At 35.3% G+C, this 23,600-nt stretch carries 29 protein-coding genes; 26 read left to right on the plus strand and 3 right to left on the minus strand.

Going from position 1 to position 23,600, the window contains the following annotated elements; translation table 11 throughout:
* The first annotated feature begins 94 nt into the window (after window positions 1-94).
* The 14 genes from rpsH (at window position 95) to rplQ (ending at window position 7,382) form a co-directional block, all read left to right on the plus strand.
* Entirely contained in the window at window positions 95-493 is a 399-nt protein-coding gene (gene rpsH, locus MP478_RS13655; protein ID WP_076353268.1) for a 30S ribosomal protein S8, read from the plus strand.
* Between the two features lie 17 nt (window positions 494-510).
* Entirely contained in the window at window positions 511-1,056 is a 546-nt protein-coding gene (gene rplF / locus MP478_RS13660) for a 50S ribosomal protein L6 (RefSeq protein WP_230034089.1), read from the plus strand.
* Between the two features lie 15 nt (window positions 1,057-1,071).
* The gene (rplR, locus tag MP478_RS13665) at window positions 1,072-1,425 is read left to right on the plus strand and encodes a 50S ribosomal protein L18 (RefSeq protein ID WP_047491441.1); all 354 of its coding nucleotides are present in this window, start codon (window positions 1,072-1,074) and stop codon (window positions 1,423-1,425) included.
* Between the two features lie 19 nt (window positions 1,426-1,444).
* Entirely contained in the window at window positions 1,445-1,966 is a 522-nt protein-coding gene (gene rpsE / locus MP478_RS13670) for a 30S ribosomal protein S5 (RefSeq protein ID WP_042721505.1), read from the plus strand.
* 10 nt (window positions 1,967-1,976) lie between these two features.
* On the plus strand, window positions 1,977-2,153 hold the full coding sequence (rpmD, locus tag MP478_RS13675; RefSeq protein ID WP_029297759.1) for a 50S ribosomal protein L30: 177 nt from the start codon (window positions 1,977-1,979) through the stop codon (window positions 2,151-2,153).
* A 20-nt stretch (window positions 2,154-2,173) separates the two neighbouring features.
* A complete protein-coding gene (gene rplO, locus MP478_RS13680) occupies window positions 2,174-2,623 on the plus strand; it encodes a 50S ribosomal protein L15 (protein WP_230034091.1) in 450 nt (149 codons plus the stop codon).
* 9 nt (window positions 2,624-2,632) lie between these two features.
* Window positions 2,633-4,012, plus strand: a complete 1,380-nt coding sequence (secY, locus tag MP478_RS13685) for a preprotein translocase subunit SecY (RefSeq protein ID WP_230034093.1) — start codon at window positions 2,633-2,635, stop codon at window positions 4,010-4,012.
* A 3-nt stretch (window positions 4,013-4,015) separates the two neighbouring features.
* Complete coding sequence (gene infA / locus MP478_RS13690) at window positions 4,016-4,231, plus strand: translation initiation factor IF-1 (protein ID WP_034684855.1); 216 nt, start codon at window positions 4,016-4,018, stop codon at window positions 4,229-4,231.
* Between the two features lie 63 nt (window positions 4,232-4,294).
* The gene (rpmJ, locus tag MP478_RS13695; RefSeq protein ID WP_007839480.1) at window positions 4,295-4,411 is read left to right on the plus strand and encodes a 50S ribosomal protein L36; all 117 of its coding nucleotides are present in this window, start codon (window positions 4,295-4,297) and stop codon (window positions 4,409-4,411) included.
* A 9-nt stretch (window positions 4,412-4,420) separates the two neighbouring features.
* Complete coding sequence (gene rpsM, locus MP478_RS13700; protein WP_047491452.1) at window positions 4,421-4,798, plus strand: 30S ribosomal protein S13; 378 nt, start codon at window positions 4,421-4,423, stop codon at window positions 4,796-4,798.
* Between the two features lie 12 nt (window positions 4,799-4,810).
* Window positions 4,811-5,200: a 30S ribosomal protein S11 gene (gene rpsK / locus MP478_RS13705; RefSeq protein ID WP_047491454.1), complete on the plus strand. Its 390-nt coding sequence runs from the start codon at window positions 4,811-4,813 to the stop codon at window positions 5,198-5,200.
* Between the two features lie 19 nt (window positions 5,201-5,219).
* Window positions 5,220-5,828: a 30S ribosomal protein S4 gene (gene rpsD, locus MP478_RS13710; protein ID WP_230034101.1), complete on the plus strand. Its 609-nt coding sequence runs from the start codon at window positions 5,220-5,222 to the stop codon at window positions 5,826-5,828.
* A gap of 33 nt (window positions 5,829-5,861) precedes the next feature.
* Window positions 5,862-6,857, plus strand: coding sequence for a DNA-directed RNA polymerase subunit alpha (locus MP478_RS13715; RefSeq protein ID WP_047491458.1), 996 nt, complete (start codon window positions 5,862-5,864; stop codon window positions 6,855-6,857).
* 6 nt (window positions 6,858-6,863) lie between these two features.
* Complete coding sequence (rplQ, locus tag MP478_RS13720; RefSeq protein WP_047491461.1) at window positions 6,864-7,382, plus strand: 50S ribosomal protein L17; 519 nt, start codon at window positions 6,864-6,866, stop codon at window positions 7,380-7,382.
* Window positions 7,383-7,480: 98 nt separating this feature from the next.
* Here the strand turns inward: rplQ and MP478_RS13725 are convergent, their stop codons facing one another.
* Window positions 7,481-7,915, minus strand: a complete 435-nt coding sequence (locus MP478_RS13725; protein ID WP_257200755.1) for a hypothetical protein — start codon at window positions 7,913-7,915, stop codon at window positions 7,481-7,483.
* Window positions 7,916-7,982: 67 nt separating this feature from the next.
* Between MP478_RS13725 and MP478_RS13730 the strand changes: the two genes are divergently transcribed.
* The 3 genes from MP478_RS13730 to MP478_RS13740 all read left to right on the plus strand — a co-directional run bounded on the left by MP478_RS13730 (window position 7,983) and on the right by MP478_RS13740 (window position 11,532).
* Entirely contained in the window at window positions 7,983-9,839 is a 1,857-nt protein-coding gene (locus MP478_RS13730; protein ID WP_257200756.1) for a beta-galactosidase, read from the plus strand.
* A gap of 217 nt (window positions 9,840-10,056) precedes the next feature.
* Window positions 10,057-10,689 carry a response regulator transcription factor gene (locus MP478_RS13735; protein ID WP_257200757.1) on the plus strand — a complete coding sequence of 211 codons (633 nt, stop codon included), beginning with the start codon at window positions 10,057-10,059 and terminating at the stop codon, window positions 10,687-10,689.
* A gap of 6 nt (window positions 10,690-10,695) precedes the next feature.
* On the plus strand, window positions 10,696-11,532 hold the full coding sequence (locus tag MP478_RS13740) for a hypothetical protein (RefSeq protein ID WP_084086579.1): 837 nt from the start codon (window positions 10,696-10,698) through the stop codon (window positions 11,530-11,532).
* Window positions 11,533-11,830: 298 nt separating this feature from the next.
* Here MP478_RS13740 and MP478_RS13745 read toward each other — a convergent pair whose 3' ends face one another.
* Window positions 11,831-12,109 carry a hypothetical protein gene (locus MP478_RS13745; protein WP_143330523.1) on the minus strand — a complete coding sequence of 93 codons (279 nt, stop codon included), beginning with the start codon at window positions 12,107-12,109 and terminating at the stop codon, window positions 11,831-11,833.
* Window positions 12,110-12,150: 41 nt separating this feature from the next.
* On the opposite strand from MP478_RS13745, the gene MP478_RS13750 reads away from it, so the two are divergent.
* The 7 genes from MP478_RS13750 to MP478_RS13780 all read left to right on the plus strand — a co-directional run bounded on the left by MP478_RS13750 (window position 12,151) and on the right by MP478_RS13780 (window position 21,667).
* Complete coding sequence (locus MP478_RS13750; protein ID WP_257200758.1) at window positions 12,151-12,939, plus strand: sensor histidine kinase; 789 nt, start codon at window positions 12,151-12,153, stop codon at window positions 12,937-12,939.
* Window positions 12,940-13,131: 192 nt separating this feature from the next.
* Window positions 13,132-13,425 carry a hypothetical protein gene (locus MP478_RS13755; protein ID WP_230034113.1) on the plus strand — a complete coding sequence of 98 codons (294 nt, stop codon included), beginning with the start codon at window positions 13,132-13,134 and terminating at the stop codon, window positions 13,423-13,425.
* Window positions 13,422-14,861, plus strand: coding sequence for a hypothetical protein (locus MP478_RS13760; protein ID WP_257200759.1), 1,440 nt, complete (start codon window positions 13,422-13,424; stop codon window positions 14,859-14,861). Before MP478_RS13755 ends, MP478_RS13760 begins: the two co-directional genes overlap by 4 nt.
* 280 nt (window positions 14,862-15,141) lie before the next feature.
* Complete coding sequence (eno, locus tag MP478_RS13765) at window positions 15,142-16,434, plus strand: phosphopyruvate hydratase (RefSeq protein WP_047491487.1); 1,293 nt, start codon at window positions 15,142-15,144, stop codon at window positions 16,432-16,434.
* Between the two features lie 83 nt (window positions 16,435-16,517).
* Window positions 16,518-17,804, plus strand: coding sequence for a citrate synthase (locus MP478_RS13770; protein WP_230034123.1), 1,287 nt, complete (start codon window positions 16,518-16,520; stop codon window positions 17,802-17,804).
* 547 nt (window positions 17,805-18,351) lie between these two features.
* Window positions 18,352-19,413, plus strand: coding sequence for an AraC family transcriptional regulator (locus MP478_RS13775; protein ID WP_257200760.1), 1,062 nt, complete (start codon window positions 18,352-18,354; stop codon window positions 19,411-19,413).
* A gap of 79 nt (window positions 19,414-19,492) precedes the next feature.
* Entirely contained in the window at window positions 19,493-21,667 is a 2,175-nt protein-coding gene (locus tag MP478_RS13780; RefSeq protein ID WP_257200761.1) for a TonB-dependent receptor domain-containing protein, read from the plus strand.
* Between the two features lie 36 nt (window positions 21,668-21,703).
* Here the strand turns inward: MP478_RS13780 and MP478_RS13785 are convergent, their stop codons facing one another.
* Window positions 21,704-21,868: a hypothetical protein gene (locus MP478_RS13785; RefSeq protein ID WP_257200762.1), complete on the minus strand. Its 165-nt coding sequence runs from the start codon at window positions 21,866-21,868 to the stop codon at window positions 21,704-21,706.
* Window positions 21,869-22,190: 322 nt separating this feature from the next.
* Here MP478_RS13785 and MP478_RS13790 point away from each other — a divergent pair, with 322 nt between their 5' ends.
* Window positions 22,191-23,105, plus strand: a complete 915-nt coding sequence (locus MP478_RS13790; protein ID WP_257191236.1) for a dimethylarginine dimethylaminohydrolase family protein — start codon at window positions 22,191-22,193, stop codon at window positions 23,103-23,105.
* 88 nt (window positions 23,106-23,193) lie between these two features.
* A complete protein-coding gene (locus MP478_RS13795; protein WP_257200763.1) occupies window positions 23,194-23,598 on the plus strand; it encodes a four helix bundle protein in 405 nt (134 codons plus the stop codon).
* Window positions 23,599-23,600 lie beyond the last annotated feature (2 nt).

Genomic DNA, 23,600 nt, shown 5'->3' on the forward strand with positions numbered 1-23,600 from the left:
TAAATATCAGACTGAAGTTTTCTGAAGTCTGATATTTTCCTCTTCAAGTCTTTTCAATACTGATTGTCTTTAACCAATAATTTATAAAAGAAAAATGGTAACAGATCCAATTTCAGATTTCCTAACAAGAGTAAGGAACGCACAAAGCGCAGGCCACAAAGTGGTGGAAATTCCTGCATCGAAAATCAAAAAGGAGATTACTAAGATCCTATTTGATCAAGGGTATATCTTAAACTACAAGTTTGAAGATAACGCTGTTCAAGGAGTGATCAAAATCGCTTTAAAGTACGATAAGCAAACTAGCAAACCTGCTATTAAGTCTATTCAAAGAGCTTCTAGACCAGGTTTGAGACAGTACAAAGGTTCTACTGAACTTCCAAGAGTACTAAACGGTTTGGGTATTTCTATCATCTCTACTTCTAAAGGAGTAATGACTGACAAGAAAGCTAGAGAAGAGAAAGTAGGCGGTGAAGTAATCTGCTATGTTTATTAATTTTTAATCAGAGGAAAATGTCAAGAATTGGTAAAGCAATTATAACAATTCCAGCTGGAGTTACAGTCACTGAAAATAACGGTGTAGTAACTGTAAAAGGAGCAAAAGGAGAACTTTCTCAAGAGCTTACAGCAGGAATTACTTTAGAACAAAAAGATGGTGAGCTTAACGTAAACAGACCATCTGATTCTAAGCAACACAAAGCGCTTCACGGTTTATACAGAGCGTTGATCGCCAACATGATCGTTGGGGTATCAGAAGGTTTCGAAAAGAAACTAGAACTAGTAGGGGTAGGATACAGAGCTTCTCACTCAGGTCAAAAACTTGAGTTAGCTTTAGGATTCTCTCACGGTATCGTATTAGAACTTCCAGGTGAAGTAAAAGTTGATACATTGACTGAAAAAGGTAAAAACCCAATTATTACTTTAGCGTCTCACGACAAGCAACTTCTAGGAATGGTTACTGCAAAGATCCGTTCTTTCAGAAAGCCTGAGCCATACAAAGGAAAAGGTGTAAGATTCGTAGGAGAAATTGTTAGACGTAAAGCTGGTAAATCTGCTTAATAAATTATAAGTATTATGGCATTAAGTAAATTAGAAAAAAGAATAAGAATCAAAAGAAGAGTAAGAGGGAAAATCTCTGGATCTTCTGAATTGCCAAGATTATCTGTATACAAAAGTAATAAGGAAATTTACGCTCAGTTAATCGACGATAAAAATGGTAAAACTTTAGCATCAGCTTCTTCTAGAGAGAAAGGTGTAGACGCTAAAGGTACTAAGACTGAAATTTCTGCTGCTGTAGGTAAAGCTATCGCTGCTAAAGCGGTTGCTGCAGGAATCGAAAGTATTGTATTTGACAGAAACGGTTTCGTATACCATGGAAGAGTGAAAGCTCTAGCTGATGGTGCGAGAGAAGGAGGACTTAAATTCTAATCATTAAATTTCGGAAAATATGTTAGGACTAGATAATATAGAAAGAGTAAAACCGGGAGGATTAGAATTAAAAGATCGTCTCGTAGCTGTTAACAGAGTAACAAAAGTAACTAAAGGAGGTAGAGCTTTCGGATTTTCTGCTATTGTTGTAGTAGGGAACGAAGAAGGTGTTATCGGTTTTGGTTTAGGAAAATCTAAAGAGGTTGCTTCTGCAATTGCTAAGGCAGTGGAAGATGCTAAGAAAAACCTTGTGAAAGTTCCTGTAATGAACCACACTATTCCTCACCAAACTACTGCTAGATACGGTGGAGCAGATATCTTCTTAAGACCTGCTTCTCACGGTACAGGACTTATCGCCGGTGGTGCGGTAAGAGCGGTATTGGAATCTGCAGGTATTCACGATATCCTTTCAAAGTCTAAAGGATCTTCTAACCCTCACAACGTAGTGAAAGCTACTTTTAAAGCGTTATTAGATATCAGAAGACCTGAGGAGATCGCTAGAATGAGAGGAGTTTCTCTAAGTAAAGTGTTTAACGGTTAATATTAGAACAATGGCAACAATTAAAGTAAAGCAAGTAAGAAGCGCTATTGGTAGAACAAAAACCCAAAAGAGAACGCTTGAAGCATTAGGATTAAAGAAACTTCACCAAGTTGTAGAACATGAAGCTACTCCTTCTATCTTAGGAATGATAGCTGCAGTTAGTCATTTACTTGAAGTTCAAAAATAATTTTTAAAAAAGAAATTAAAATGAATTTAAATAACATAAAACCTGCTGCAGGATCTACTTTCAATTCAAAAAGAATTGGTAGAGGTCAAGGTAGTGGAAAAGGAGGTACTGCTACAAAAGGACATAAAGGACAGAAAGCAAGAGCTGGTTATTCTCAGAAGATCGGTTTTGAAGGAGGTCAGATGCCTTTACAAAGAAGATTACCTAAATTCGGATTCAAAAACGTAAATAGAAAAGAGTTTAGAGGAGTTAACCTTGATACTATCCAGACTTTAATCGAGAACAAATCCATCACTGGAGATATCACGAAAGAAGTTTTAGTAGAAAATGGTGTAGTTTCTAAAAACGAATTAGTGAAAATTATGGGTAGAGGAGAATTGAAATCTGCGGTTTCAATCTCTGCTGACAAGTTCACTAAATCTGCTGAAGAGCTTATTGCTAAAGCAGGTGGAAAAGCAATTACCTTATAATACTTACTAATGAAAGAATTTATACAAACACTTAAAAATATTTGGAGCCTAAAGGAATTAAGAGATAAGATTATCTTCACTTTAGGTATTATCCTTGTGTATAGATTCGCATCTTATATTTCACTTCCTGCAATTAACCTTGCAGAGGTGGGAGATCTCTTAGAGCATTATAAAAATCAAGGCGGTAACAAGCAAGGAGCAGGTCTCCTTGGCTTGCTTTCGTCGTTTACGGGGGGAGCTTTCAGCCACGCTTCCGTAATGGCGTTGGGAATCATGCCTTATATTTCTGCTTCTATTATTGTTCAGTTGATGGGGATGGCTATTCCTTATCTTCAGAAGCTTCAGAAAGATGGAGAGTCAGGTAGAAATACATTGAACCAAATTACAAGATGGTTAACAATCGGAGTTTGTCTGGTACAGGCACCTTCTTACTTAACTTCTATTACTCAATTATTCTTACCGTATGCTCAATTCCAGTCTGCATATTTTGTAGAGCCAAATTCTATCATGTTCTGGCTGCCAAGTATTGTAATCTTGGTGGGTGGTTCAGTATTCGCAATGTGGTTAGGTGAAAAAATTACCGACAAAGGAATCGGAAATGGTATTTCCATCCTTATTATGGTAGGGATTCTTTCAAGATTACCTGAAGCATTCGTACAGGAGATGGCCGTGCAGAACGGAAAAGGAGGAATGGGATCTATCATGATCCTTATTGAAGTATTATTCTGGATGGTGGTGGTTCTTTTAGCAGTTATACTATCTGTAGCTGTTAGAAAAATACCAATTCAGTATGTAAGCAGAGCTCAAGCAAGAGGAGGTGTAAACAGAAATCTTATGCAGGGAGCAAGACAATGGATTCCATTGAAGGTAAATGCTGCTGGTGTAATGCCGATTATCTTTGCCCAGGCATTGATGTTCGTACCAGGACTATTAACAAAATTCGATGAGTCTAACACTTTTCTTGCAGGTTTCAAGAATGTTTTTAGCTGGCAGTACAATGTATTGTTTGCGCTATTAATTATTATCTTCTCGTTTTTCTACACTGCAATTACAATTCCGGTGAACCAGATGGCTGATGATTTGAAGAGAAATGGAGGTTTAGTACCGAAAGTAAGACCCGGTAAAGAGACAGCTGATTATTTAGATGATATTTTATCAAAAATTACCTTGCCAGGTGCAATTTTTTTATCTATCTTTGCAGTCCTTCCAGCAATTGTGCATGGAAGCTTTGTTCAGACAGATGCGTTTGCCTTATTTTTCGGGGGAACGTCATTATTGATTATGGTGGGAGTAATTTTAGATACTGTTCAACAGATTAATACATATCTGCTGAACCATCACTATGATGGTTTAATGCAGTCTAAACTGTCTAGAACGACTGGATATTAATTTATGGCAAAACAAAAACATATTGAACAAGACGGCGTTATAACGGAAGCACTTTCGAACGCTCAGTTCCGTGTAGAACTTGAGAATGGGCATATACTTATTGCTCATATTTCCGGTAAAATGCGAATGCATTATATTAAACTTTTACCTGGTGATAAGGTAAAACTAGAAATGTCTCCCTATGATTTAACGAAAGGGAGAATTACATTTAGATATTAAACAAAATAGCCAAATGGAAGAAACATTCCATTTGGCATTTGTTAAAAAATAAATACTATCAAAATGAAAGTAAGAGCATCAATTAAAAAAAGAAGCGCTGATTGCAAAATTGTACGCAGAAAAGGTGTCCTATTTGTAATCAACAAGAAGAACCCAAAATTTAAACAAAGACAAGGCTAACATTAAATTATGGCGAGAATTGCAGGTATTGATTTACCAAAAAACAAAAGAGGTGTTATCGGTTTAACTTACATCTATGGAGTAGGAAGAAGTACTTCTTCTGAAATCCTTAAAGCTGCCGGTATCAGCGAAGACAAGAAAGTCAACGAATGGAATGACGATGAATTGGCTGCAATCAGAACATATATCTCTGACAACGTAAAAGTAGAAGGAGAATTAAGATCTGAAGTGCAATTGAACATCAAGAGATTGATGGACATAGGATGCCAACGAGGAATACGTCACAGACTAGGATTACCTTTAAGAGGCCAGAGAACGAAAAACAACTCTAGAACCCGTAAAGGAAAGAGAAAAACAGTTGCTAACAAGAAAAAGGCAAGTAAATAATCGTTAGGAATTATGGCAAAACAAAGTAAAGTAGTTAAAAAAAGAAAAGTAAAAGTTGAAGCTATTGGTGAAGCACATATTCAAGCTTCTTTCAATAACATCATCATTTCTTTAACAAATAAAAGTGGAGAGGTTATCTCTTGGGCGTCTGCCGGTAAAATGGGATTCAGAGGTTCTAAAAAGAACACTCCTTTTGCTGCTCAAATGGCAGCTGAAAATTGCTCTAATGTTGCTCACGAAGCTGGATTAAGAAGAGTAAAGGTGTATGTGAAAGGTCCTGGTGCAGGTAGAGAATCTGCTATCAGAACAATCCACAATTCAGGTATTGAAGTTAGCGAAATCGTTGATGTGACGCCAATGCCACACAATGGATGTAGACCACCTAAAAGAAGAAGAGTTTAATTTTTAGAATTTACCCATTATGGCAAGATATATTGGACCTAAAACTAAGATTGCTAGAAAGTTTGGAGCTGCAATCTACGGAGATGATAAAAACTTCGAAAAGAGAAAAAACCAACCACCAGGACAGCATGGTCCTAACAAAAGAAGAGGTGCTAAAAAATCAGAATATGCAATTCAGTTAGCTGAAAAACAAAAAGCTAAATATACTTACGGTATTTTAGAAAGACAGTTTGCTAACCTATTTGAAAAAGCACACAGAAACAAAGGAGTAACAGGTGAAGTTCTTTTACAACTTTGCGAATCAAGATTGGATAACGTAGTATACAGATTAGGTTTTGCTAAAACTAGATCTGGTGCTAGACAACTAGTTTCTCACAGACACATTACTGTGAATGGAGAAATTCTTAACATCCCTTCGTATTTGGTAAAAGCTGGTGATGTAATCGCTGTAAGAGAGAAATCTAAATCTCTTGATGTGGTAACAAATGCATTAGCTTCTAAAGCAAATTATGAGTGGTTACAATTCAACGATGAGAAGAAAGAAGGTACCTTCATTTCTGCTCCTGAAAGAATCCAGATTCCGGAAGACATCAAGGAGAACCTTATCGTCGAACTTTACTCTAAATAATTTTTTAATCAAATTTTTGCTCAACCCAATAATATGGCAATTTTACAATTCATAAAACCCGATAAAGTAATTTTACTTAACTCTGATGAATTTAAAGGTCAATTTGAATTCAGACCTTTAGAACCAGGTTTCGGGCTTACAATAGGTAATGCTTTGAGAAGAGTGTTACTTTCTTCTCTGGAAGGATACGCTATTTCATCTATCAAAATAGAAGGTGTAGAGCACGAATTTTCAACTATTCCAGGAGTAATCGAAGATGTTACCGAAATTATTCTTAACCTTAAGCAGGTAAGATTAAAAGCTACAGCAGAAGGCCAGGCTAATGAGCAGGTTGTTGCTAAAGTTTCAGGTCAAACGGTTATTACTGCTGGTGATTTAGGAAAGTCTATCAACGGATTTGAGGTGCTGAACCCGGATCTAATGATCTGCAACCTAAATAGTGATGTAACTTTCGAAATTACTTTCAACATTGAAAAAGGTAGAGGGTATGTTCCTTCAGAACAAAATAAGTCAAACAATGCACCTATTGGTACTATTGCTATTGACTCTATTTTCACGCCAATCAAGAAAGTTCAATACAGCATTGAAAATTATCGTGTAGAGCAAAAAACAGACTACGAAAAACTTGTACTAGATATAGAAACTGATGGTTCCATCAGTCCTCAAAATGCTTTAACAGAAGCTTCTAAGATATTAATTTATCACTTCATGTTATTCTCTGATGAGAGAATCACTCTTGAAACTGAAGCTGTAAAAGCATCTATCCAGTACGATGAAGAAACTCTTCATACAAGGCAGCTACTTAAGTCTAAATTAGCAGATATGGATCTTTCTGTAAGAGCCCTTAACTGTCTGAAAGCAGCTGAAGTAGAAACTCTTGGAGAACTTGTTTCTTACAGTAAGTCTGATTTGATGAAATTCAGAAATTTTGGTAAAAAATCTTTGACAGAACTAGAAGAATTAGTGCATTCAAAAGGTCTTAACTTCGGTTTCGACGTTGCAAAATATAAGTTAGACGCTGATAAATAATTAATAATGAGACACGGTAAAAAATTCAATCACTTAGGAAGAACAGCTTCTCACAGAAGTGCTTTACTTTCTAATATGGCTTGTTCTCTAATTGAGCATAAAAGAATCAACACTACTGTAGCTAAAGCTAAGGCTTTAAGAGTATATGTTGAGCCTCTATTAACAAAAGCAAAAGAAGATACTACACATAACAGAAGAGTAGTATTCTCTTACCTTCAAAATAAATTTGCGGTTGCTGAATTATTCAGAACTGTAGCTCCTAAAATCGCTGAAAGAAACGGTGGTTATACAAGAATCATTAAGACAGGTTTCAGACCAGGTGATGCTGCTGATATGGCTCTTATCGAATTGGTAGATTTCAACGAGCTTTACAACCCTAATGCTGAAGAGAAAAAAGCTACGAGAAGAAGCAGAAGAGCTACTACATCTAAAAAAGTTGAAGCAGTAGTTGCTGATGCTCCAGTAGTAGAAGAAAAAGTAGAAGAAGCAAAAGCTGATACTACTGAAGAAAAAACTGAAGAATAATATTCATTCAGATATAAATAGAAAACCATCCGGACTCCGGATGGTTTTTTTGTTATATCAAATTTATATATGCTGAAACCCGAAACCTGTATTACAATTTAGATCTTCGTTCTTTTCAGTTCAATAATATTATTGCCCTGTTCAAGGTGGATGCTGTCTCCTTTTACCCTGGCTGTCATATCATCTTTTTTATAGATGGTTTCACCGTCTTTGGTTTCCGTTTTAGGCAAAGTGAAAGTTTTCTTGTTGCTGGTGATAGCCACCGTATTTTCCTTAGGGTCGTTTTTGAAAACTACTTTTACCAATGTCCCGTCTGTTGCCTTATAAACAAAATCGGTTTTTTCAGTTTTTTGACCGTTCACCTCTATTGTTGATGAACTTTGTGTTACTGAATCCACTTTTCCGTTGGTATCCGTTACTAAGGTTTCTGAACTGTCTGCCTTGATAACGCTTTTGTTTCCGCTTTCACTTTTCTTGCAGCCTACTGCTGTTAATGTAAGTACTGCACCCAGTACCAAAATGCTTTTTTTCATGATTATTTTTTTGATATTCAAATTGATTTTTTTGTAATTTAATTTTACAAAAATCATGCCCTATACTATGAAGAATTTCAACAAATATATATGTATTATTCTGTTCATTCTCTCCACAAATTTAGCATTTTCTCAGAAAGGAAATTTCGAAATTAAAGAGGGTCATTTTTTATTGAATGGAAAGCCATTCACCATCTATTCCGGAGAAATGCATTACCCGAGAGTTCCATCACAATATTGGAAACATCGCCTCCAAATGATGAAAGCAATGGGGCTGAATACGGTTACCACATATGTCTTTTGGAATTACCATGAAGAAGCTCCCGGCAAATGGAATTTTTCCGGTGAGAAAGATTTACAGAAGTTCATTAAAACAGCAAAAGAAGTAGGATTGTATGTTATTATTCGTCCCGGCCCTTATGTTTGTGCAGAATGGGAGTTTGGTGGGTATCCCTGGTGGCTGCAAAAGAATAAAGATCTTGAAATAAGAACAGATAATAAAGCCTTTTTAGGCGAATGTGAAAAATACATCAATCAGCTGGCTAAACAAATTGTTCCCCTGCAGATTAATAACGGAGGCCCCGTAATTATGGTTCAGGCAGAAAATGAATTTGGATCCTATGTTGCGCAAAGAAAAGATATTCCTTTAGACCAACATCGTAAATACAGCCACAAAATAAAAGATATGCTTTTGAAGGCTGGGATTTCCACACCCTTATTTACTTCAGATGGAAGTTCCCTTTTCAAAGGAGGATCTATTATCGGAGCTTTACCTACTGCAAATGGTGAAAGTGATATTGATGTTTTAAAGAAAAGCATCAATGAGTACAATAACGGAAAAGGGCCTTATATGGTTGCGGAATATTATCCGGGATGGTTGGATCATTGGGCAGAACCATTTGTAAAAGTTTCCACGGAACAGGTGCTGAAACAGACAGAGCTGTATATAAAAAATGGAATTTCCTTTAATTACTATATGATTCATGGAGGGACAAATTTTGGTTTTACAAGTGGAGCTAATTATGATAAAGACCACGATATTCAGCCTGATCTTACAAGTTATGATTATGATGCACCTATCAATGAAGCAGGCTGGGCTACTCCGAAATATAATGCGTTGAGAGAAGCTTTTCAAAAAATCAATCCTGATCATCTTCCGGAAGTTCCCAAACCCATGAAAGTAATTACAATTCCTGAAATTAAGTTTTCAAAGCTCAATAGCCTGTTTGATATAACTGACCAGCAGAAGCCTGTTGTTAATAATCAGCCACTCACTTTTGAAGACTTAAATACCGGACATGGGTACGTTTTGTACAGAAGGAAATTCGACAAAGATCAGAAAGGCATATTGGAGATAAAAGGATTGAGGGATTATGCCAATGTCTACATAAATGGCATTTGGAAAGGAGAGCTTAACAGGGTTAACAAAAAATACGATCTTGATCTTGAAATAAAAGCCGGAAGCAGGCTGGAGATTTTGGTGGAAAATATGGGTCGGATTAATTATGGAGCTGATATTGTTCACAATACAAAAGGCATTATCAGCCCGGTAAAAATGGGAGGCATTGAAGTTTCCGGAAATTGGGAAATGCTTCCTTTACCTTTTGATACATTTCCAAATCTTTCTGACAAAGTAAAAAATATAGCTTCTCATTCCCCCGTGATTCAGGAAGCTGAGTTTATGCTTAACGAAACGGGAGATACTTTTCTTGATATGCGGAAACTGGGTAAAGGAATCGTTTTCATCAACGGAAAAAATATAGGACGCTATTGGAGTAAATTGGGCCCTCAGCAAACATTATACATTCCCGGAGTCTGGTTGAAAAAAGGCAGCAATAAGATTCAGATATTCGAACAAATTTTTGAAAATAACAATTCGATAAGCAGTATTGATCATCCGATTCTGGAACAGCTTGTGAAATAACTGATGATTTTTCGGCTATAAAATTATTATTAATTCAACGTTAAGTTTATTTAATTAAAATTATTATTAAATAATTTATTTTTTAAAACGAAAAATTAGTTAAATTTAATAAAACTAAAGACTGAACCATAAATGTAAACTCTGATTTTAAAATTACCCAAAGGGGTAATTGATTCGGCTTTGTTTTCTATTGAAATTTGTTTCAAACAAAAAGGACATGAGTATTTCTATAGCCATAGTAGAAGACGAGAAGAACTACAACAATGCGTTGAAGAAGGTAATCAATTATCAACAGGACATGAAAGTAATTGCTCAGTTCTTTGATGGCAATGATGCCCTGAATAATCTCGCCAGTATTTCTCCGGATGTTGTGATGATGGATATTCAGTTACAGGATATGTTGGGAATTGAAATTATACTCAAATTGCGGAAAGACATGCCCAATACCCAGTTTATTATGTGTACAAGCTTTGAAGAGGATGAAAAAATCTTCAATTCCTTAAAAGCAGGGGCTATGGGATATCTTGTAAAGGGGGAAAGTATGGATAAAATTCTTTCCTCTATCCGGGACGTACACAACGGAGGCGCTCCCATTAGTTTCTCTATCGCCCGCAAAGTTCTGCATCATTTTGAAAAAGAATCTCCTGAGGTTAAAGGCTTTGATGAGCTTACCGAGCGCGAAAAAGAAATCCTGGAACTCCTCTCACAAGGGCTTCTGTACAAAGAAATTGCCGATAAAACATTCATCAGCATGGATACGGTAAAAAAACATGTTGGAAATATCTACAGAAAACTTCACGTCAATAATAAAGTGGAGGCCATCAATAAACTCAACCAAACTAAAAACTAAGAAACCATGAAAACTATTAAATTTTTTTTCAGTGCACTATTCTTTTTGCTACTGATAAGCTGTGACGGAAATAAAAAATTTCTAGAAGAGTTACAGCAATTAACCAAAAATAAACCCCAATATGATCCAGTACCAAGGGATGTTGCAAATCGTATGCAGAGTGAATTCAAAAGTAAAACATATAATGAGCTTGTGAAAATGAATTTGTTAAAGAGTGATGAATTTATTTTAGGTAAAAAAGAATGGGAGGAAATAAATCATTTCCTTCAAGGGAACAACAAAATATCAGTAATTCGTTTTTATTTCATCCAGTTCAATCAGGGTAAGTTTGGAACAAAATATACCGCTCTACAAAACTATGATGGAAAACTTTATATTCTGCTAGGTTATTTTAATGGTAATAATGAATTGATAGGAGATAAGTACTATGGAATGATGTCTCTAAGCTCAGGTGCGGTTGAAGTTAGTCCTGAAGATTTTCAAGTAATGCATGAGGATTATAAAAAGAATATCAAACCTTATATTAATCAATTCTGTGTCACAAAAAATAATACAGAGTATTTAAAAATTGATGCTATAGACTTTGCAAAGCAGCAAGGAGGTATTGAAGCTCATGATAGATATATTTCTGTAAAATTTAAACAATTGAAATTTAAATTGGCTGAAGTAGTAGATCCAGGTAATATTGAAATAGTAAAGAATAAGGCCTATTATATAACGAAATATAGAAATGATATTGGCCAGCTAACTACTCTTACTGATGCGGAAGACATGGCAGGAAAGCCAATTCAGGGATTAAATGATTATGATATGAACTCTCTTTGTCCTCAGCAATGTCCTTAAATAAAATTTATGAAATTGTTGTTTTGATCTGTTTCCTATATTCAGTTTATCTGTGGATAGGTAAGCATAAATCAAAACAGCAATTTTATTTTTTCCTATATCTGCTTCTTATAATGATGGTAGACATCATTCCTGTTAACTTACCTTTTCTGGTAATATGCAACAGGAATATATTGTTTTGGGGATACATTCTCCTTTCGGTCTCCTATTTTGGAACAATTTATTATAAAAGTATTCCCAATAATATTTTCAAAATTACAACGGCTTGTTTTTGTAGTATACTTATTCTTTTTAATGTTTACACATTCCAGATATCGGATGTAGGGAAATTAAATTTTATTTCAATTATAAGCCTTCCAGTTCTGTTTATTTTTCTTTCAATAGCCTGGCTTATGTATAAGCTTAAGAATGTTGATGAAAAAAGTATTACGAAGCATTTCCTATTTTGGATAAGTTCTGGCCTACTGATCTGGTCTGTATTTTTTATTTTCAGGGCAATACCTATGTATTTTTTGCAGGAAAATGATTCCCAACTTTTAAGTTTTTTGATAACAGCTTTTTCGATTGTTAATATCATGGTATATCTTTTATTTTTAATAGGATTAATACTCACACAAAATGAAAGAACTTCCCGCAGAAATTAAAGCAACTTATATCCTTGCTGTTTTCATTATGATGTTCTTTGTAGGCTTCATTATTTTTGTTGTGTTAATGTATAACAGAAAACAGCTTTTATACCTCAAGGAGAAACAACTCAAAGAGGTCGAGCATCAAAACCAGCTTCTCCAAAAAGAACTTGAAAAACAAAAATCAATAGAGCAGGAACGGGAACGTATTTCCCATGATATGCATGATGATCTTGGAGCTGGTATTTCAGCCCTTAAGCTTCAGGCTGAATTCCTAAAACAGAAAGTAGAAAAAGATGACGTGCAGGATGATATCAATGAATTGTTGAAAACGTCTGAAGAAATGAATATCTCCATGCGGGAAATGCTTTGGAGCCTGAATTCAGAAAATGATACGTTGGGTAGCTTTATAGACTATGCAATCCAATATGCTGATCATTTTCTGAAAAAGACCCAAATAAAACTATGGTCAGAAAGCATAGATATTGTATCAGAAATTCCCATCTCTACAGAACTGAGACGGAATCTTTTTTTATGTTTGAAAGAAGCGGTTAATAATGGGTATAAGCATAGCCGCGCAGATGAACTGAAACTTTCATTTTCCCAGGAAAAAAATGTCTTTACTATGAAAATATCAGATAACGGGATTGGAATCTCCGAAGGGCAGTGGGAAGGGAATGGCTTTCGGAATATGAGAAGAAGGATGAATGAACAAGGCGGTGAGTTTGAACAGTCCTCCGGAGATTCGGGAACCTGCTTACTCTTTAAGATAACACTGTAAATAATTATTAGTTTTTTTTGAACAGCATCATTTTTTAATGGTGCTGTTTTGTTTTTATAATCACCCGTTTGTGTAATTGACAGGCGTGTTTTTTAGGCGGAAATTTGAGATATAAAACAAATAGCCATGAAAATTTCTTTTACAAGACCGTTAACCCATTCTCCCAATAAACAATAATTAAAAACTAAGATCATGAAAAAATTAACCATTCAAGGAACATGCACAGGTGTAAATAATATGGCAATAATTGATGTATTCAGTTCTAATGCCACCAATAAACCCTATGATGTAAGAAAAGTATTCTACAAAAGTTTCATTTTTGAGCTTGATGACCTGGAGCCAGGGACTTCATACATTGTGGATATTACAGGATTTACGTTTGGAACATTTGAAATGAACATCACAGGTGATATTGCAAAACCTGTTCAGGCTTCATTCTCAAATACAGATTTTTCACCAGGATATATCATAAAAACAAAGAAATGAAAACAATAGGTAATATCATAGTATTTGTGTTTTTATGTTTCAGCTGTTGTATAAAAGCACAAAAGAAAGAGATAGAAATATTATCAAAAGATAAAGCTGAGATCAATAAAGCTATTAATCTTTACAAAACAGATAATACAAAAGAAATCCTGACAACATTTCTTAGAACGGCATTGAACAACATTACAAGCAAAGAGAAATCATTCAGTCTTAATACAACATTGTATGCCATTGATTCCTTATTCCATCTTTCAAAAGATGAACCCAGTGATTTTATTAAGCAAACCTCATTTGATTTTAAGCTAAAAGCCAACGAACAAAATTCAGTATCGAGTATTTATTTTGGATTTACAACTGCAATTGTTAATAATAAAGATTTAAAAACAAAAAAATTGGATTCCAAAGATTTTGCAGCCCTTGAAAAGAATGTGTTTATACAGGCTGATATTAAAAAATCACTGTATGCTTTACTCCTAAAAAAAGAAGAAATAAGTAATCAGAAAATTGATTCGGTAAAAGCGCAGATCAATACGATATTGCAATCATTACATAAGAGCTCAAAATATGAGGATACATGCTTTGCCCAGACAAAAATAAGCAAACGATTACGGGCTTTATTTTCAAAGGTGAATTTAAGCCATGAAGAAAGCCAATCGAAACAAGTAGAATTTGATGATGTATTGGAAGGGTTAGAAGATAAGGAAATAAGCAAAGTACAGACAGATATAGATGGGGAACTGGAAGCACTAAAAGACTATATCAATACTAAAGAACTGGAATCTTTAAACAAAAAATGGGACGATGCTAAAGAAAAAAGCGATTTTATGGCGCTTACAAATGATATTAACCAAATTAATTTTGATGGTGATGTTTTTAGAGAAGTCACAAAAGATGGAGATTATAAGAGAATTATAAAAAGCTACCGGGAAGGAAAAGACCCTCTTAAAATGCTGCATAAAGAAGTTGCTGAAACCTATTCAAGAAGAATGCTCTGGACCGTTTCTCCGGCTATGGAGTACGACAGAGAAAATAAACAGGGAATTTATAATATGGCAACAAAAATGACGGTAGGGATTTCTAATAAACTTCAAAGAAAACCTTGGGAAATAGAAGCCAATGCCACATTTAAAGTTTCTAAAGATACACTGAACCAAGCCACAAATTATGATAATCAGGTAGGTTTAATCAATTTTGGGGTGAATAAAGTGTTACTTGAGAATAAAGATAACGAACCCAAGATGGAATTTAAGTTCTTCACTCAGTTAGAACACCAGTTCGGAAAAACTTACAATTCTCCAAAAAGTATTTTCAGTCTCAATTCTACCTTAAGAATAAACCTGTTCAAGGCTGTTTGGCTGCCGATAACAGTGAAATATGATCCGGATAACGAAAATCTTTTTGGCTTTTTTTCCATAGCAGCGAACCTGTCTGACTGATAGTTGTTAGTGTCTTTTAAGTCTATTCTGAAAAAATGGAAAATTAGAAAAAGTGTAAGTATGATAAAACCTTTTTTGAAACAAATCAAAGAAGGTTTTTTTCTTGTATTAAATGGGACGGGGAATAAAATTAGGAAATGGTTGTCCCGTTTTTGAATTCTTACTTATCATAATATTGAAATTAACTAAAATTTAACTCAGAATAATTTTAAAATAACACCTCGAAATACCCCTAAAAGTTAAATTTTGATTAAATTTGTATAAACTAAAAAAATAAAAAATGAGTGCAATTTCTTATATAGAAGCAAGACAAATTTTAGATTCCAGAGGTAATCCTACCATTGAAGTGGATGTATTTACAGAAAGCGGAGCAATGGGACGAGCAGCTGTACCTTCGGGAGCATCTACAGGAGAACATGAAGCAGTAGAGCTGCGTGACGGCGGTTCAGAGTATTTAGGGAAAGGAGTTCTGAAAGCTGTTGAAAATGTAAAAGAAGTAATTGCAGAAAATTTAGTTGGACAGCCGGTTTTTGAACAAAACTATATCGATCAGATCATGATTGATCTTGATGGTACTCCAAATAAAGGAAACCTAGGGGCTAACGCCATTTTAGGGGTTTCTTTAGCGGTAGCAAAAGCTGCTGCTGCAGAATTGGGAATGCCTTTATACAAATATGTAGGAGGAGTAAATGCAAACACACTTCCTGTTCCTATGATGAACGTAATCAATGGTGGATCTCACTCAGATGCTCCTATTGCGTTCCAGGAATTTATGGTGATGCCGGTAAAAGCTGATTCTTTCTCTCATGCATTGAGAAAAGGAACTGAAATTTTCCACAACCTTAAATCTATTCTTCATTCAAGAGGTTTATCTACGGCAGTAGGTGATGAAGGTGGTTTCGCACCTACTTTCAAAGGAACTGAAGATGCTTTGGATACTTTACTTCAGGCTATTGAAAAGGCTGGATATAAGCCTGGTGATGATGTAATGTTAGCATTAGACTGTGCTGCTTCAGAATTTTACAAAGATGGAGTATACGATTACAGAAAATTCCAAACTCCGGATGCTGCTCAGTTCTCAAGCAGTGAGCAGGTTTCTTACTTAGCAGAATTGGCCGCTAAATATCCTATTATTTCTATCGAAGATGGTATGCAGGAAAATGACTGGGAAGGATGGAAAATGTTAACAGATAAAATCGGTGACAGAGTACAATTGGTAGGTGATGATCTATTCGTAACAAACGTAGAAAGACTCTCAAGAGGAGTAAAAGAAGGAATTGCAAACTCAATTCTTGTAAAAGTAAACCAGATTGGATCTCTTTCTGAAACAATGGCTGCAGTACAAATGGCTCAGAATAACAAATTCACTTCAGTAATGTCTCACAGATCAGGAGAAACAGAAGATGCTACTATCGCTGATCTAGCGGTAGCTATGAACTGTGGACAGATCAAAACGGGGTCTGCTTCAAGATCAGACAGAATGGCAAAATATAACCAGCTGTTGAGAATAGAAGAGGCTTTAGGTGAAACAGCAATTTTCCCGGGATTAGAGGCTTTTAAAATTAAAAGATAATTGAATTTATAAATAACGGCAAGCGATAATTTTTGTTTGCCGTATTTTATGGAAAGTGGTATATTTAAAAAAAATAATAAATAATGTCAGACAACAAAGTAATATTGAATTACGACGGTAATTCATATGAATATCCTATCGTGGATAGTACTATCGGAGACAGAGGGATTGATATTTCAAAATTAAGAGACCAGACAGGTTTAATCACTCTGGATTTAGGTTACAAAAATACAGGAGCTACTATTAGCGACATCACTTACTTAGACGGAGATAAAGGGGAGCTATTCTACAGAGGTTATCCAATCGAGCAGATTGCTGAGAAATCTAACTTCACAGAAGTAATGTACCTTTTATTACATGGAGAATTACCTACTCAGGATCAATTTACTTCTTTCGACACCAATATTAAAAAATATAACTTCATCGCAGATGAGATGAAAAAGATCATTGATGTTTTTCCTCGTTCTGCTCACCCTATGGGAGTTTTATCTTCTATGACTTCTGCATTGACAGCTTTTAACCCTAAAGCCGTTAACGTAAACTCTAAAGAAGAAATGGATCACGCTGCTGAGCTGATGATCGCTAAATTCTCTCACCTTTGTGCTTGGACATACAGAAAAACTCAAGGTTTACCATTAAACCACGGTGATAACAATCTAAGCTATGTAGAAAACTTCTACAAAATGGCATTCAGATTACCAAACGCTGATTTCGAAATCGATCCGGTAGTAGTCAATGCATTAGATAAATTATTAATCCTTCACGCTGACCACGAGCAAAACTGTTCTACTTCTACAGTAAGAATGGTAGGTTCTGCACACACTGGTCTTTTCGCTTCTATCTCTGCTGGAGTATCTGCACTTTGGGGACCTCTTCACGGTGGTGCTAACCAGGCAGTAATCGAAATGCTTGAACTTATCGAGAAAGACGGTGGTGATGTATCCAAATATGTGGCTAAAGCTAAAGATAAAAATGATAACTTCCGTCTAATGGGATTCGGACACAGAGTTTACAAAAACTTCGACCCAAGAGCGAAAATCATTAAAAAAGCAGCTGACGATATCCTTACTGCACTGGGGATTCAGGATAAAGCTCTGGACATTGCCATGCAGTTAGAAAGAGTAGCTCTTGAGGATGAGTACTTCATCGAAAGAAAACTATATCCAAACGTAGACTTCTACTCAGGTATTATCTACAGAGCATTAGGAATTCCTACAGAAATGTTTACAGTAATGTTTGCATTAGGAAGACTTCCGGGATGGATTTCCCAATGGAAAGAGATGAGACTGAAAGGAGACCCAATCGGAAGACCAAGACAGGTTTACCAAGGAGCTCAGGAAAGAAACTACATCGATATTGCAAGCAGATAATCTTTCATTTTATCATATTAAAATCCCAAAGCGTGCTTTGGGATTTTTTATTTTTTCAGGATCAGAAGCTATTTCCCGCTATCCACTTATACTCCTCACTCCAATACCTTATCACCCCCATATCCTCGGCTTTCCAGCTTATGTTGCGGGGTAACCGTTACTATCGGGGCTAAGAGTATAGAGGTGAGTAATAGGTAATGAATAATAAGTGATAAATAATCAATACAACTATTCTCATTATGACCCTTAATCGTTGTCTATATTATATCTTTTCCGGCCCAAGGATATAAATAATGTTTTATCCATAACGTTTATCATTCAATAGAAACGGGCTTTAGCCTGTTAATAAATAGAAAAAATTCCACTGGCTTTAGCCAAAACCTAAAAAATATTTATCTATTTGAATTTCAATTCAATAATTTATTAAATTTACTTGTGCAGAATATAGGTTTTTGACTAAAGCTAAATGAATTAAAACGAACTTAAAGTTTATTTCTATGGGTGGCTTTGTAACCTATTTCTGTAAAAAAATAAAAATTAGTAAATCATGACCTTTGGACAACAGATGTTATTTTTCTTCAGTGCAGTAGGAGCCTTCAATGGGCTTTTGCTTGGAATTTACCTGTTGTTTGTCAAAAAGCTGAAATATCTTCCGGATTTTTTCCTGGGGCTTCTGCTGTTGATGCTAAGTCTAAGAGTTGGAATTTCAGTAGGTATCTATTTCTATCCGGACTTACCGAGGATTATTCCACATTTGGGACTGTCAGCATTGTTCTTTACAGGTCCTGCCTTATTGTATTACATTAAATCTTCCTTTCAGCAGGAAGACTTTGATTTGAGAAGCTGCCGGCGGATGTTTGGAATATTAACCCTTATTTTAGGAGCTGTCGGATTACTGTATTTATTTTTTCCGGTTACATGGGATCATTATTTTGGAACTTTTATTTATACAGCCTGGTCAGTATTTGTATTTCTGGCCATATACCAGTATTATATATTGTCAAAGCAGAATAGTAAAACAGCCAACAAATTTGTTCTTCCGGTACTGATCAGTAATGTGATTATCTTTTTGACATATCAGCTGATCTCTACAGGTTGGGTGGCGATCTATTGTGCAGGAGGAAGCCTGGTGTTTTCATTTGTATTGTATGCTAATTTTCTCATCTTATTTAACAAAAACCATCAACAGGTTTCTACCAAAGAACTTAATAAGTATTCTAATAAGAAAATCTCTGAAGAACGGGCAGACAGTTTTGTTTCAAAGCTGGAACGATTGATGAATTCAGAAGAACTGTATAAAAATCCAAATCTGAAATTAAGTGATCTCGCTTCCAGAATGAATATGTCTGCTCATCAGCTCTCCCAGTTGCTGAATGACAATCTGGGAAAAAGCTTTTCCACATATATCAATGAATACAGAATTGATGAAGCCTGTGAAAAAATTGAAAATGGGTCCTGTTTAAAGATTGAAGAGATAGGATATGAAGTGGGATTCAATTCCAAGTCTACATTTTTCTCTACATTTAAGAGATTTAAAAATACTACGCCTCTTTTGTATAAGCAATTGCAAACTCCTTCTGATTCTAAGTTTCAGAGTTCAAATTTATAATTTCGTACTGCGGAATTTAAACTTCAAAACCCTATTCTTGCTGTAAGCCAATATTTTTGATTCATAAAATTTAAAATTTATGAATATCAAATTATGGGTGCTTCTGTTGCTTTTGTTTCTGTCAACTTCTGGAAAAGCTCAGGATGTTTTAAAAGGAAAGGCTTCAGATTCTCTTATTCAGATAAAATCTGCAACGACAAATATTTCAGAAGTGATTATCCAATCTGCTTCACGAAATCTAAAGTTAAATAATGGAAATATAGTGATGGCTGTTTCCGGTAATAAAGATTTTAAAACATCAACAAACCTTCTTGAAGTTCTTAGGAAAACTCCGGGAGTTTCGGTAGATCAGGAAAACGGAATTTTTATTGGGGGAAGACTAACCCCCGCAATATTTATTGACGGAAAACCTGTAGTGATGATTAACCAGGAATTACAGGCGTATCTACGGTCACTGTCACCAGAAATGGTAGAATCAATAGAAGTCAATTCCAATCCTTCTTCAAAATATGATGCTGAATTCAAGGGTATCATTGATATTAAATTAAAAAAGAATACCAATCTTGGCTGGAAGGGAAGCTATAATGGAAATCTTTATGTCAATAAATTCAGTTTCCGGGAGAATTCTCTGAATTTAACTTATAATACAGAAAAGATTGCTTATAATTTGCAAGCAGGATACACTGACGGAATCTCAAGATATCATTATCAGGCACTGCAACGGCTGGCCAATACTAACATTATGCGAACCGATACCGATCAGGAAGATACAGGAACAGTCTATAGCATTCAAGCCGGAGCAGATTTCAGGCTGAATGATAAGAACCGGGCAAGTGTAAATCTAAGAGGGAATTTCCGGGAAAATGACCGTATCCGTTCAGGATCTTTATATACCACTGACAAAAGTGAAACGAAACTTGTTTCTCATACCGAAAGTGAAAATCCAATCGCTTATTCCCAGGATAATTACGGGATAACAGCCAGTTATTCTTTTCAAAATAAAGGCTTTAAAATTGACCTTTTGGGTAATTATCTCTCCGTTAAGAACAAACAGCAGGACGATTTTATCAATAGAAATAAAGGCTCATCAGAATTATTATCCTATTGGAAATCTGATCTTTTTAATGAAATTGGTATTTACACGGGCCAAATTGATGCTTCCCAAAAGATTGGAAACGCAGATATAGAAGCAGGAATTAAATACAGTCAGTCCGATACCAATAACAATATCAGGTATGATACCTTATCAGTAGCCGGACAGTTTACATTTGACCCGGCAAGAAGCAATATATTTTCGTATAAAGAGAAAATATGGGCTGGTTATTTGGCTTACAGGCAAAAATTTGGAAAGCTTCAGATCAATGCAGGAATACGGTTTGAAAACACAAACAGTATTTCTAATGCTGTTACGGTAGATTCTATTGTCTCAAGAAATTATCTGGAATGGCTGCCTTCTTTCAGTGCAAGTTATACCATTGATACCTCTAATGAACTGTCTTTTTCTTACAGCAGGAAAATAACCAGACCTGTTTTTTCACAGCTTTATCCCTTCCGGTTTTATTTCAGTCCGTTGAATTACTGGATAGGAAATCCTTATCTGTTACCTTCTTTTACCAGCCAGATCAAGGCTACTTACCGACACAAAAACTGGATCACAAGTTTTACCATTGGAAAAGAAAAAGATGTAATGACACGATATCCGCTGTATAATCCGGAAACCAATGTACTGGAATACCTGGGAACCAATCTTCCTTACCGGAAATTTGCCGCTCTGGAAACCAGTTTTCCCGTTAAAATTAATAAGTGGTGGACTGTAACAAGCCAGTTTGCAGGATACTACAATGATGAATTCAGGCCATATCTTGACGAAGTTTTTGCATTGAAAATTTATAATTATGAAATCAGGCTGAACCAGGTTTTTACTCTGCCAAAAGGATATACTATTACTCTGTTTGCGAATTATGAATCCAAAACCGGTAACAGCCTTTACATCATAAAACCACGTTACACAGTAGATCTTTCAGTCCAAAAATTTTGGCTGAATAACAAACTGAACACCAAAATTGGTTATAATAATATTCTTGATTCTTATGATCAGCGCCTGGAATTCCGGCATAAACAGATTATGGATAATCGTTTTACCCATTGGTGGGATAGCAGCCGCTTCTTTCTCTCATTGAGTTATAATTTTGGAAGCTCAAAATACCAGAATAAAGAAATTCAGAAGACAGAAGAAGAGAATAGGGCAAGATAAAAGAAAACCTGCTTGAAAAAGCAGGTTCTTAATTTATTATGGACATTGGCATCTGTCGCACGTCCATATAAAGCATACTCCATTTTCGTCCCATTCGCAGCATCTTCTGCCAGTTGAGATAGGAGCTCCTCCCATAACGGATTTTTGTTGCTCTCTTCCTAATTTTTGTGCATTTTTTAGCACTGGACTGTTCTTGTTCATGATTTTGTTGTTTTGATGTTTTGATGTTAAGTAGTTAAGTTTTAATTATAATTTCGCGAGAATTATATCACTAAGGTATGAAGATATTCTATGATTATACTATTTTTTTTCATTCTTATGTAGATGAAATATAGCAGGTTGTAGATCATATGTAATGAGAGATTTTGATTTTATTCCCGGATATCGGGTAAAATAGTAAGAAGGAAGTGAAAATTCCTGGTGGAGTTATTGTATTAATAAATTCAAAATTGCCGGATAAAATAATGCAAAAGTTTTGCAGGTAGAGTCCTTTACTTATATTTGTAGTATTGCATAAATCTTTATGAGACTAAACATTAAAAACGAAACGGGAAGGCTGAAGTCAGTAGTTCTAGGCCAGCCTAATTCTTTGGGACCCGTTCCCACATTAGAAGAAAGTTATGACGCCAAGTCATATTACTCAATCGAACACAATATCTATCCTAAAGAGGTGGATATTATCAATGAAATGAACGCTTTTGAAGCGGTATTGAAGAAGTATGATGTTGAAGTACTTCGCCCTAGCATTATCGAAGACTATAATCAGGTTTTTTCACGGGATGTAGCCTTTGTTATTGATGATAAAATGATTATTTCCAATGTGATTGCTGACAGAGCAGATGAGCAGGAAGCATACAAAAGCGTTTTTGAAAAAGTAGCCTGGAGAAAAATTATCAACCTTCCGGAAACAGCACATATTGAAGGCGGAGATGTAATTGTATGGAATGATTTTCTTTTTATAGGAACTTGCTTCAGCGAAGATTACAGAAATTATAAAACGGCAAGAACGAATGAATATGCCATAGAAATTTTAAAAGAATATTTTCCTAAGAAAAGAATCATTGATCTTGAATTGAAGAAAAATGATAAAATTCCATTTGAAGGAATTCTGCATTTGGACTGTACCTTTAACCCGATTGGAGAAGACAAATGTATCATCTATAAAAACGGATTCGTAGACGAAAGCGATTATCGCTTAATTATTGATATTTTTGGAGAAGAAAACTGTTTCCATATCAATGACGAAGAGATGTTTGAAATGTTCCCGAATATTTTCTCTATTTCGCCCGAAATTGTAGTTTCCGATAAAGCTTTTACCAGAATGAATAACCATTTGAGAAACGAATGGGGAATGATAGTAGAAGAAATACCTTACCGAGAAATCTCTAAAATGGGTGGTTTATTGAGATGCTCTACAATGCCCCTGGTGAGAGAATAATTGAGTTGTAGAGTGAGAGCATAATAGTGTAGGAGAGTTTTTAGGACGGAATTAATTATGTGTGAAAGTATTTTAATCAATAATAATTATGACAACGATTAAATTTCATCAAGACTTAAAAGTTTTTCAAAGATCCTTTGAAACAGCACAATATATTTATGAACTCTCAAAGACTTTTCCGAAAGAAGAACTCTATTCTCTTACAGATCAGATTAGAAGATCATCACGATCTGTAACGGCTAATATCAGCGAAGCCTGGGGCAAAAGAAAATATGAAAAGTCTTTTACAGCTAAGCTTACAGATTCTGAGGGGGAAGCTAGAGAAACTCAGACTTGGCTTCAGTTTGCTCACGCTTGTAAGTATATCAATGCTGAACAGTTTGAAAAATTAAATAATGAATATAATTATATCATTGGAATGTTAGTAAATATGATGAGCCAATCAGCAAAATGGTGTTCATTCTCTTCACTTGAAAGAGATGACGATAATTGATA

Origin of the sequence: Chryseobacterium sp. WG14 (assembly GCF_024586945.1) — a bacterium.
GTDB lineage: Bacteria > Bacteroidota > Bacteroidia > Flavobacteriales > Weeksellaceae > Chryseobacterium.

What these genes read in the sequence shown, in the direction of transcription:
- rpsH (WP_076353268.1), top strand. Translation starts at nt 95, where the DNA reads ATGGTAACAGATCCAATTTCAGATTTCCTAACAAGAGTAAGGAACGCA.
- rplF (WP_230034089.1), top strand. Translation starts at nt 511, where the DNA reads ATGTCAAGAATTGGTAAAGCAATTATAACAATTCCAGCTGGAGTTACA.
- rplR (WP_047491441.1), top strand. Translation starts at nt 1,072, where the DNA reads ATGGCATTAAGTAAATTAGAAAAAAGAATAAGAATCAAAAGAAGAGTA.
- rpsE (WP_042721505.1), top strand. Translation starts at nt 1,445, where the DNA reads ATGTTAGGACTAGATAATATAGAAAGAGTAAAACCGGGAGGATTAGAA.
- rpmD (WP_029297759.1), top strand. Translation starts at nt 1,977, where the DNA reads ATGGCAACAATTAAAGTAAAGCAAGTAAGAAGCGCTATTGGTAGAACA.
- rplO (WP_230034091.1), top strand. Translation starts at nt 2,174, where the DNA reads ATGAATTTAAATAACATAAAACCTGCTGCAGGATCTACTTTCAATTCA.
- secY (WP_230034093.1), top strand. Translation starts at nt 2,633, where the DNA reads ATGAAAGAATTTATACAAACACTTAAAAATATTTGGAGCCTAAAGGAA.
- infA (WP_034684855.1), top strand. Translation starts at nt 4,016, where the DNA reads ATGGCAAAACAAAAACATATTGAACAAGACGGCGTTATAACGGAAGCA.
- rpmJ (WP_007839480.1), top strand. Translation starts at nt 4,295, where the DNA reads ATGAAAGTAAGAGCATCAATTAAAAAAAGAAGCGCTGATTGCAAAATT.
- rpsM (WP_047491452.1), top strand. Translation starts at nt 4,421, where the DNA reads ATGGCGAGAATTGCAGGTATTGATTTACCAAAAAACAAAAGAGGTGTT.
- rpsK (WP_047491454.1), top strand. Translation starts at nt 4,811, where the DNA reads ATGGCAAAACAAAGTAAAGTAGTTAAAAAAAGAAAAGTAAAAGTTGAA.
- rpsD (WP_230034101.1), top strand. Translation starts at nt 5,220, where the DNA reads ATGGCAAGATATATTGGACCTAAAACTAAGATTGCTAGAAAGTTTGGA.
- MP478_RS13715 (WP_047491458.1), top strand. Translation starts at nt 5,862, where the DNA reads ATGGCAATTTTACAATTCATAAAACCCGATAAAGTAATTTTACTTAAC.
- rplQ (WP_047491461.1), top strand. Translation starts at nt 6,864, where the DNA reads ATGAGACACGGTAAAAAATTCAATCACTTAGGAAGAACAGCTTCTCAC.
- MP478_RS13725 (WP_257200755.1), bottom strand. Translation starts at nt 7,915, where the DNA reads ATGAAAAAAAGCATTTTGGTACTGGGTGCAGTACTTACATTAACAGCA.
- MP478_RS13730 (WP_257200756.1), top strand. Translation starts at nt 7,983, where the DNA reads ATGAAGAATTTCAACAAATATATATGTATTATTCTGTTCATTCTCTCC.
- MP478_RS13735 (WP_257200757.1), top strand. Translation starts at nt 10,057, where the DNA reads ATGAGTATTTCTATAGCCATAGTAGAAGACGAGAAGAACTACAACAAT.
- MP478_RS13740 (WP_084086579.1), top strand. Translation starts at nt 10,696, where the DNA reads ATGAAAACTATTAAATTTTTTTTCAGTGCACTATTCTTTTTGCTACTG.
- MP478_RS13745 (WP_143330523.1), bottom strand. Translation starts at nt 12,109, where the DNA reads ATGATATTAACAATCGAAAAAGCTGTTATCAAAAAACTTAAAAGTTGG.
- MP478_RS13750 (WP_257200758.1), top strand. Translation starts at nt 12,151, where the DNA reads ATGAAAGAACTTCCCGCAGAAATTAAAGCAACTTATATCCTTGCTGTT.
- MP478_RS13755 (WP_230034113.1), top strand. Translation starts at nt 13,132, where the DNA reads ATGAAAAAATTAACCATTCAAGGAACATGCACAGGTGTAAATAATATG.
- MP478_RS13760 (WP_257200759.1), top strand. Translation starts at nt 13,422, where the DNA reads ATGAAAACAATAGGTAATATCATAGTATTTGTGTTTTTATGTTTCAGC.
- eno (WP_047491487.1), top strand. Translation starts at nt 15,142, where the DNA reads ATGAGTGCAATTTCTTATATAGAAGCAAGACAAATTTTAGATTCCAGA.
- MP478_RS13770 (WP_230034123.1), top strand. Translation starts at nt 16,518, where the DNA reads ATGTCAGACAACAAAGTAATATTGAATTACGACGGTAATTCATATGAA.
- MP478_RS13775 (WP_257200760.1), top strand. Translation starts at nt 18,352, where the DNA reads ATGACCTTTGGACAACAGATGTTATTTTTCTTCAGTGCAGTAGGAGCC.
- MP478_RS13780 (WP_257200761.1), top strand. Translation starts at nt 19,493, where the DNA reads ATGAATATCAAATTATGGGTGCTTCTGTTGCTTTTGTTTCTGTCAACT.
- MP478_RS13785 (WP_257200762.1), bottom strand. Translation starts at nt 21,868, where the DNA reads ATGAACAAGAACAGTCCAGTGCTAAAAAATGCACAAAAATTAGGAAGA.
- MP478_RS13790 (WP_257191236.1), top strand. Translation starts at nt 22,191, where the DNA reads ATGAGACTAAACATTAAAAACGAAACGGGAAGGCTGAAGTCAGTAGTT.
- MP478_RS13795 (WP_257200763.1), top strand. Translation starts at nt 23,194, where the DNA reads ATGACAACGATTAAATTTCATCAAGACTTAAAAGTTTTTCAAAGATCC.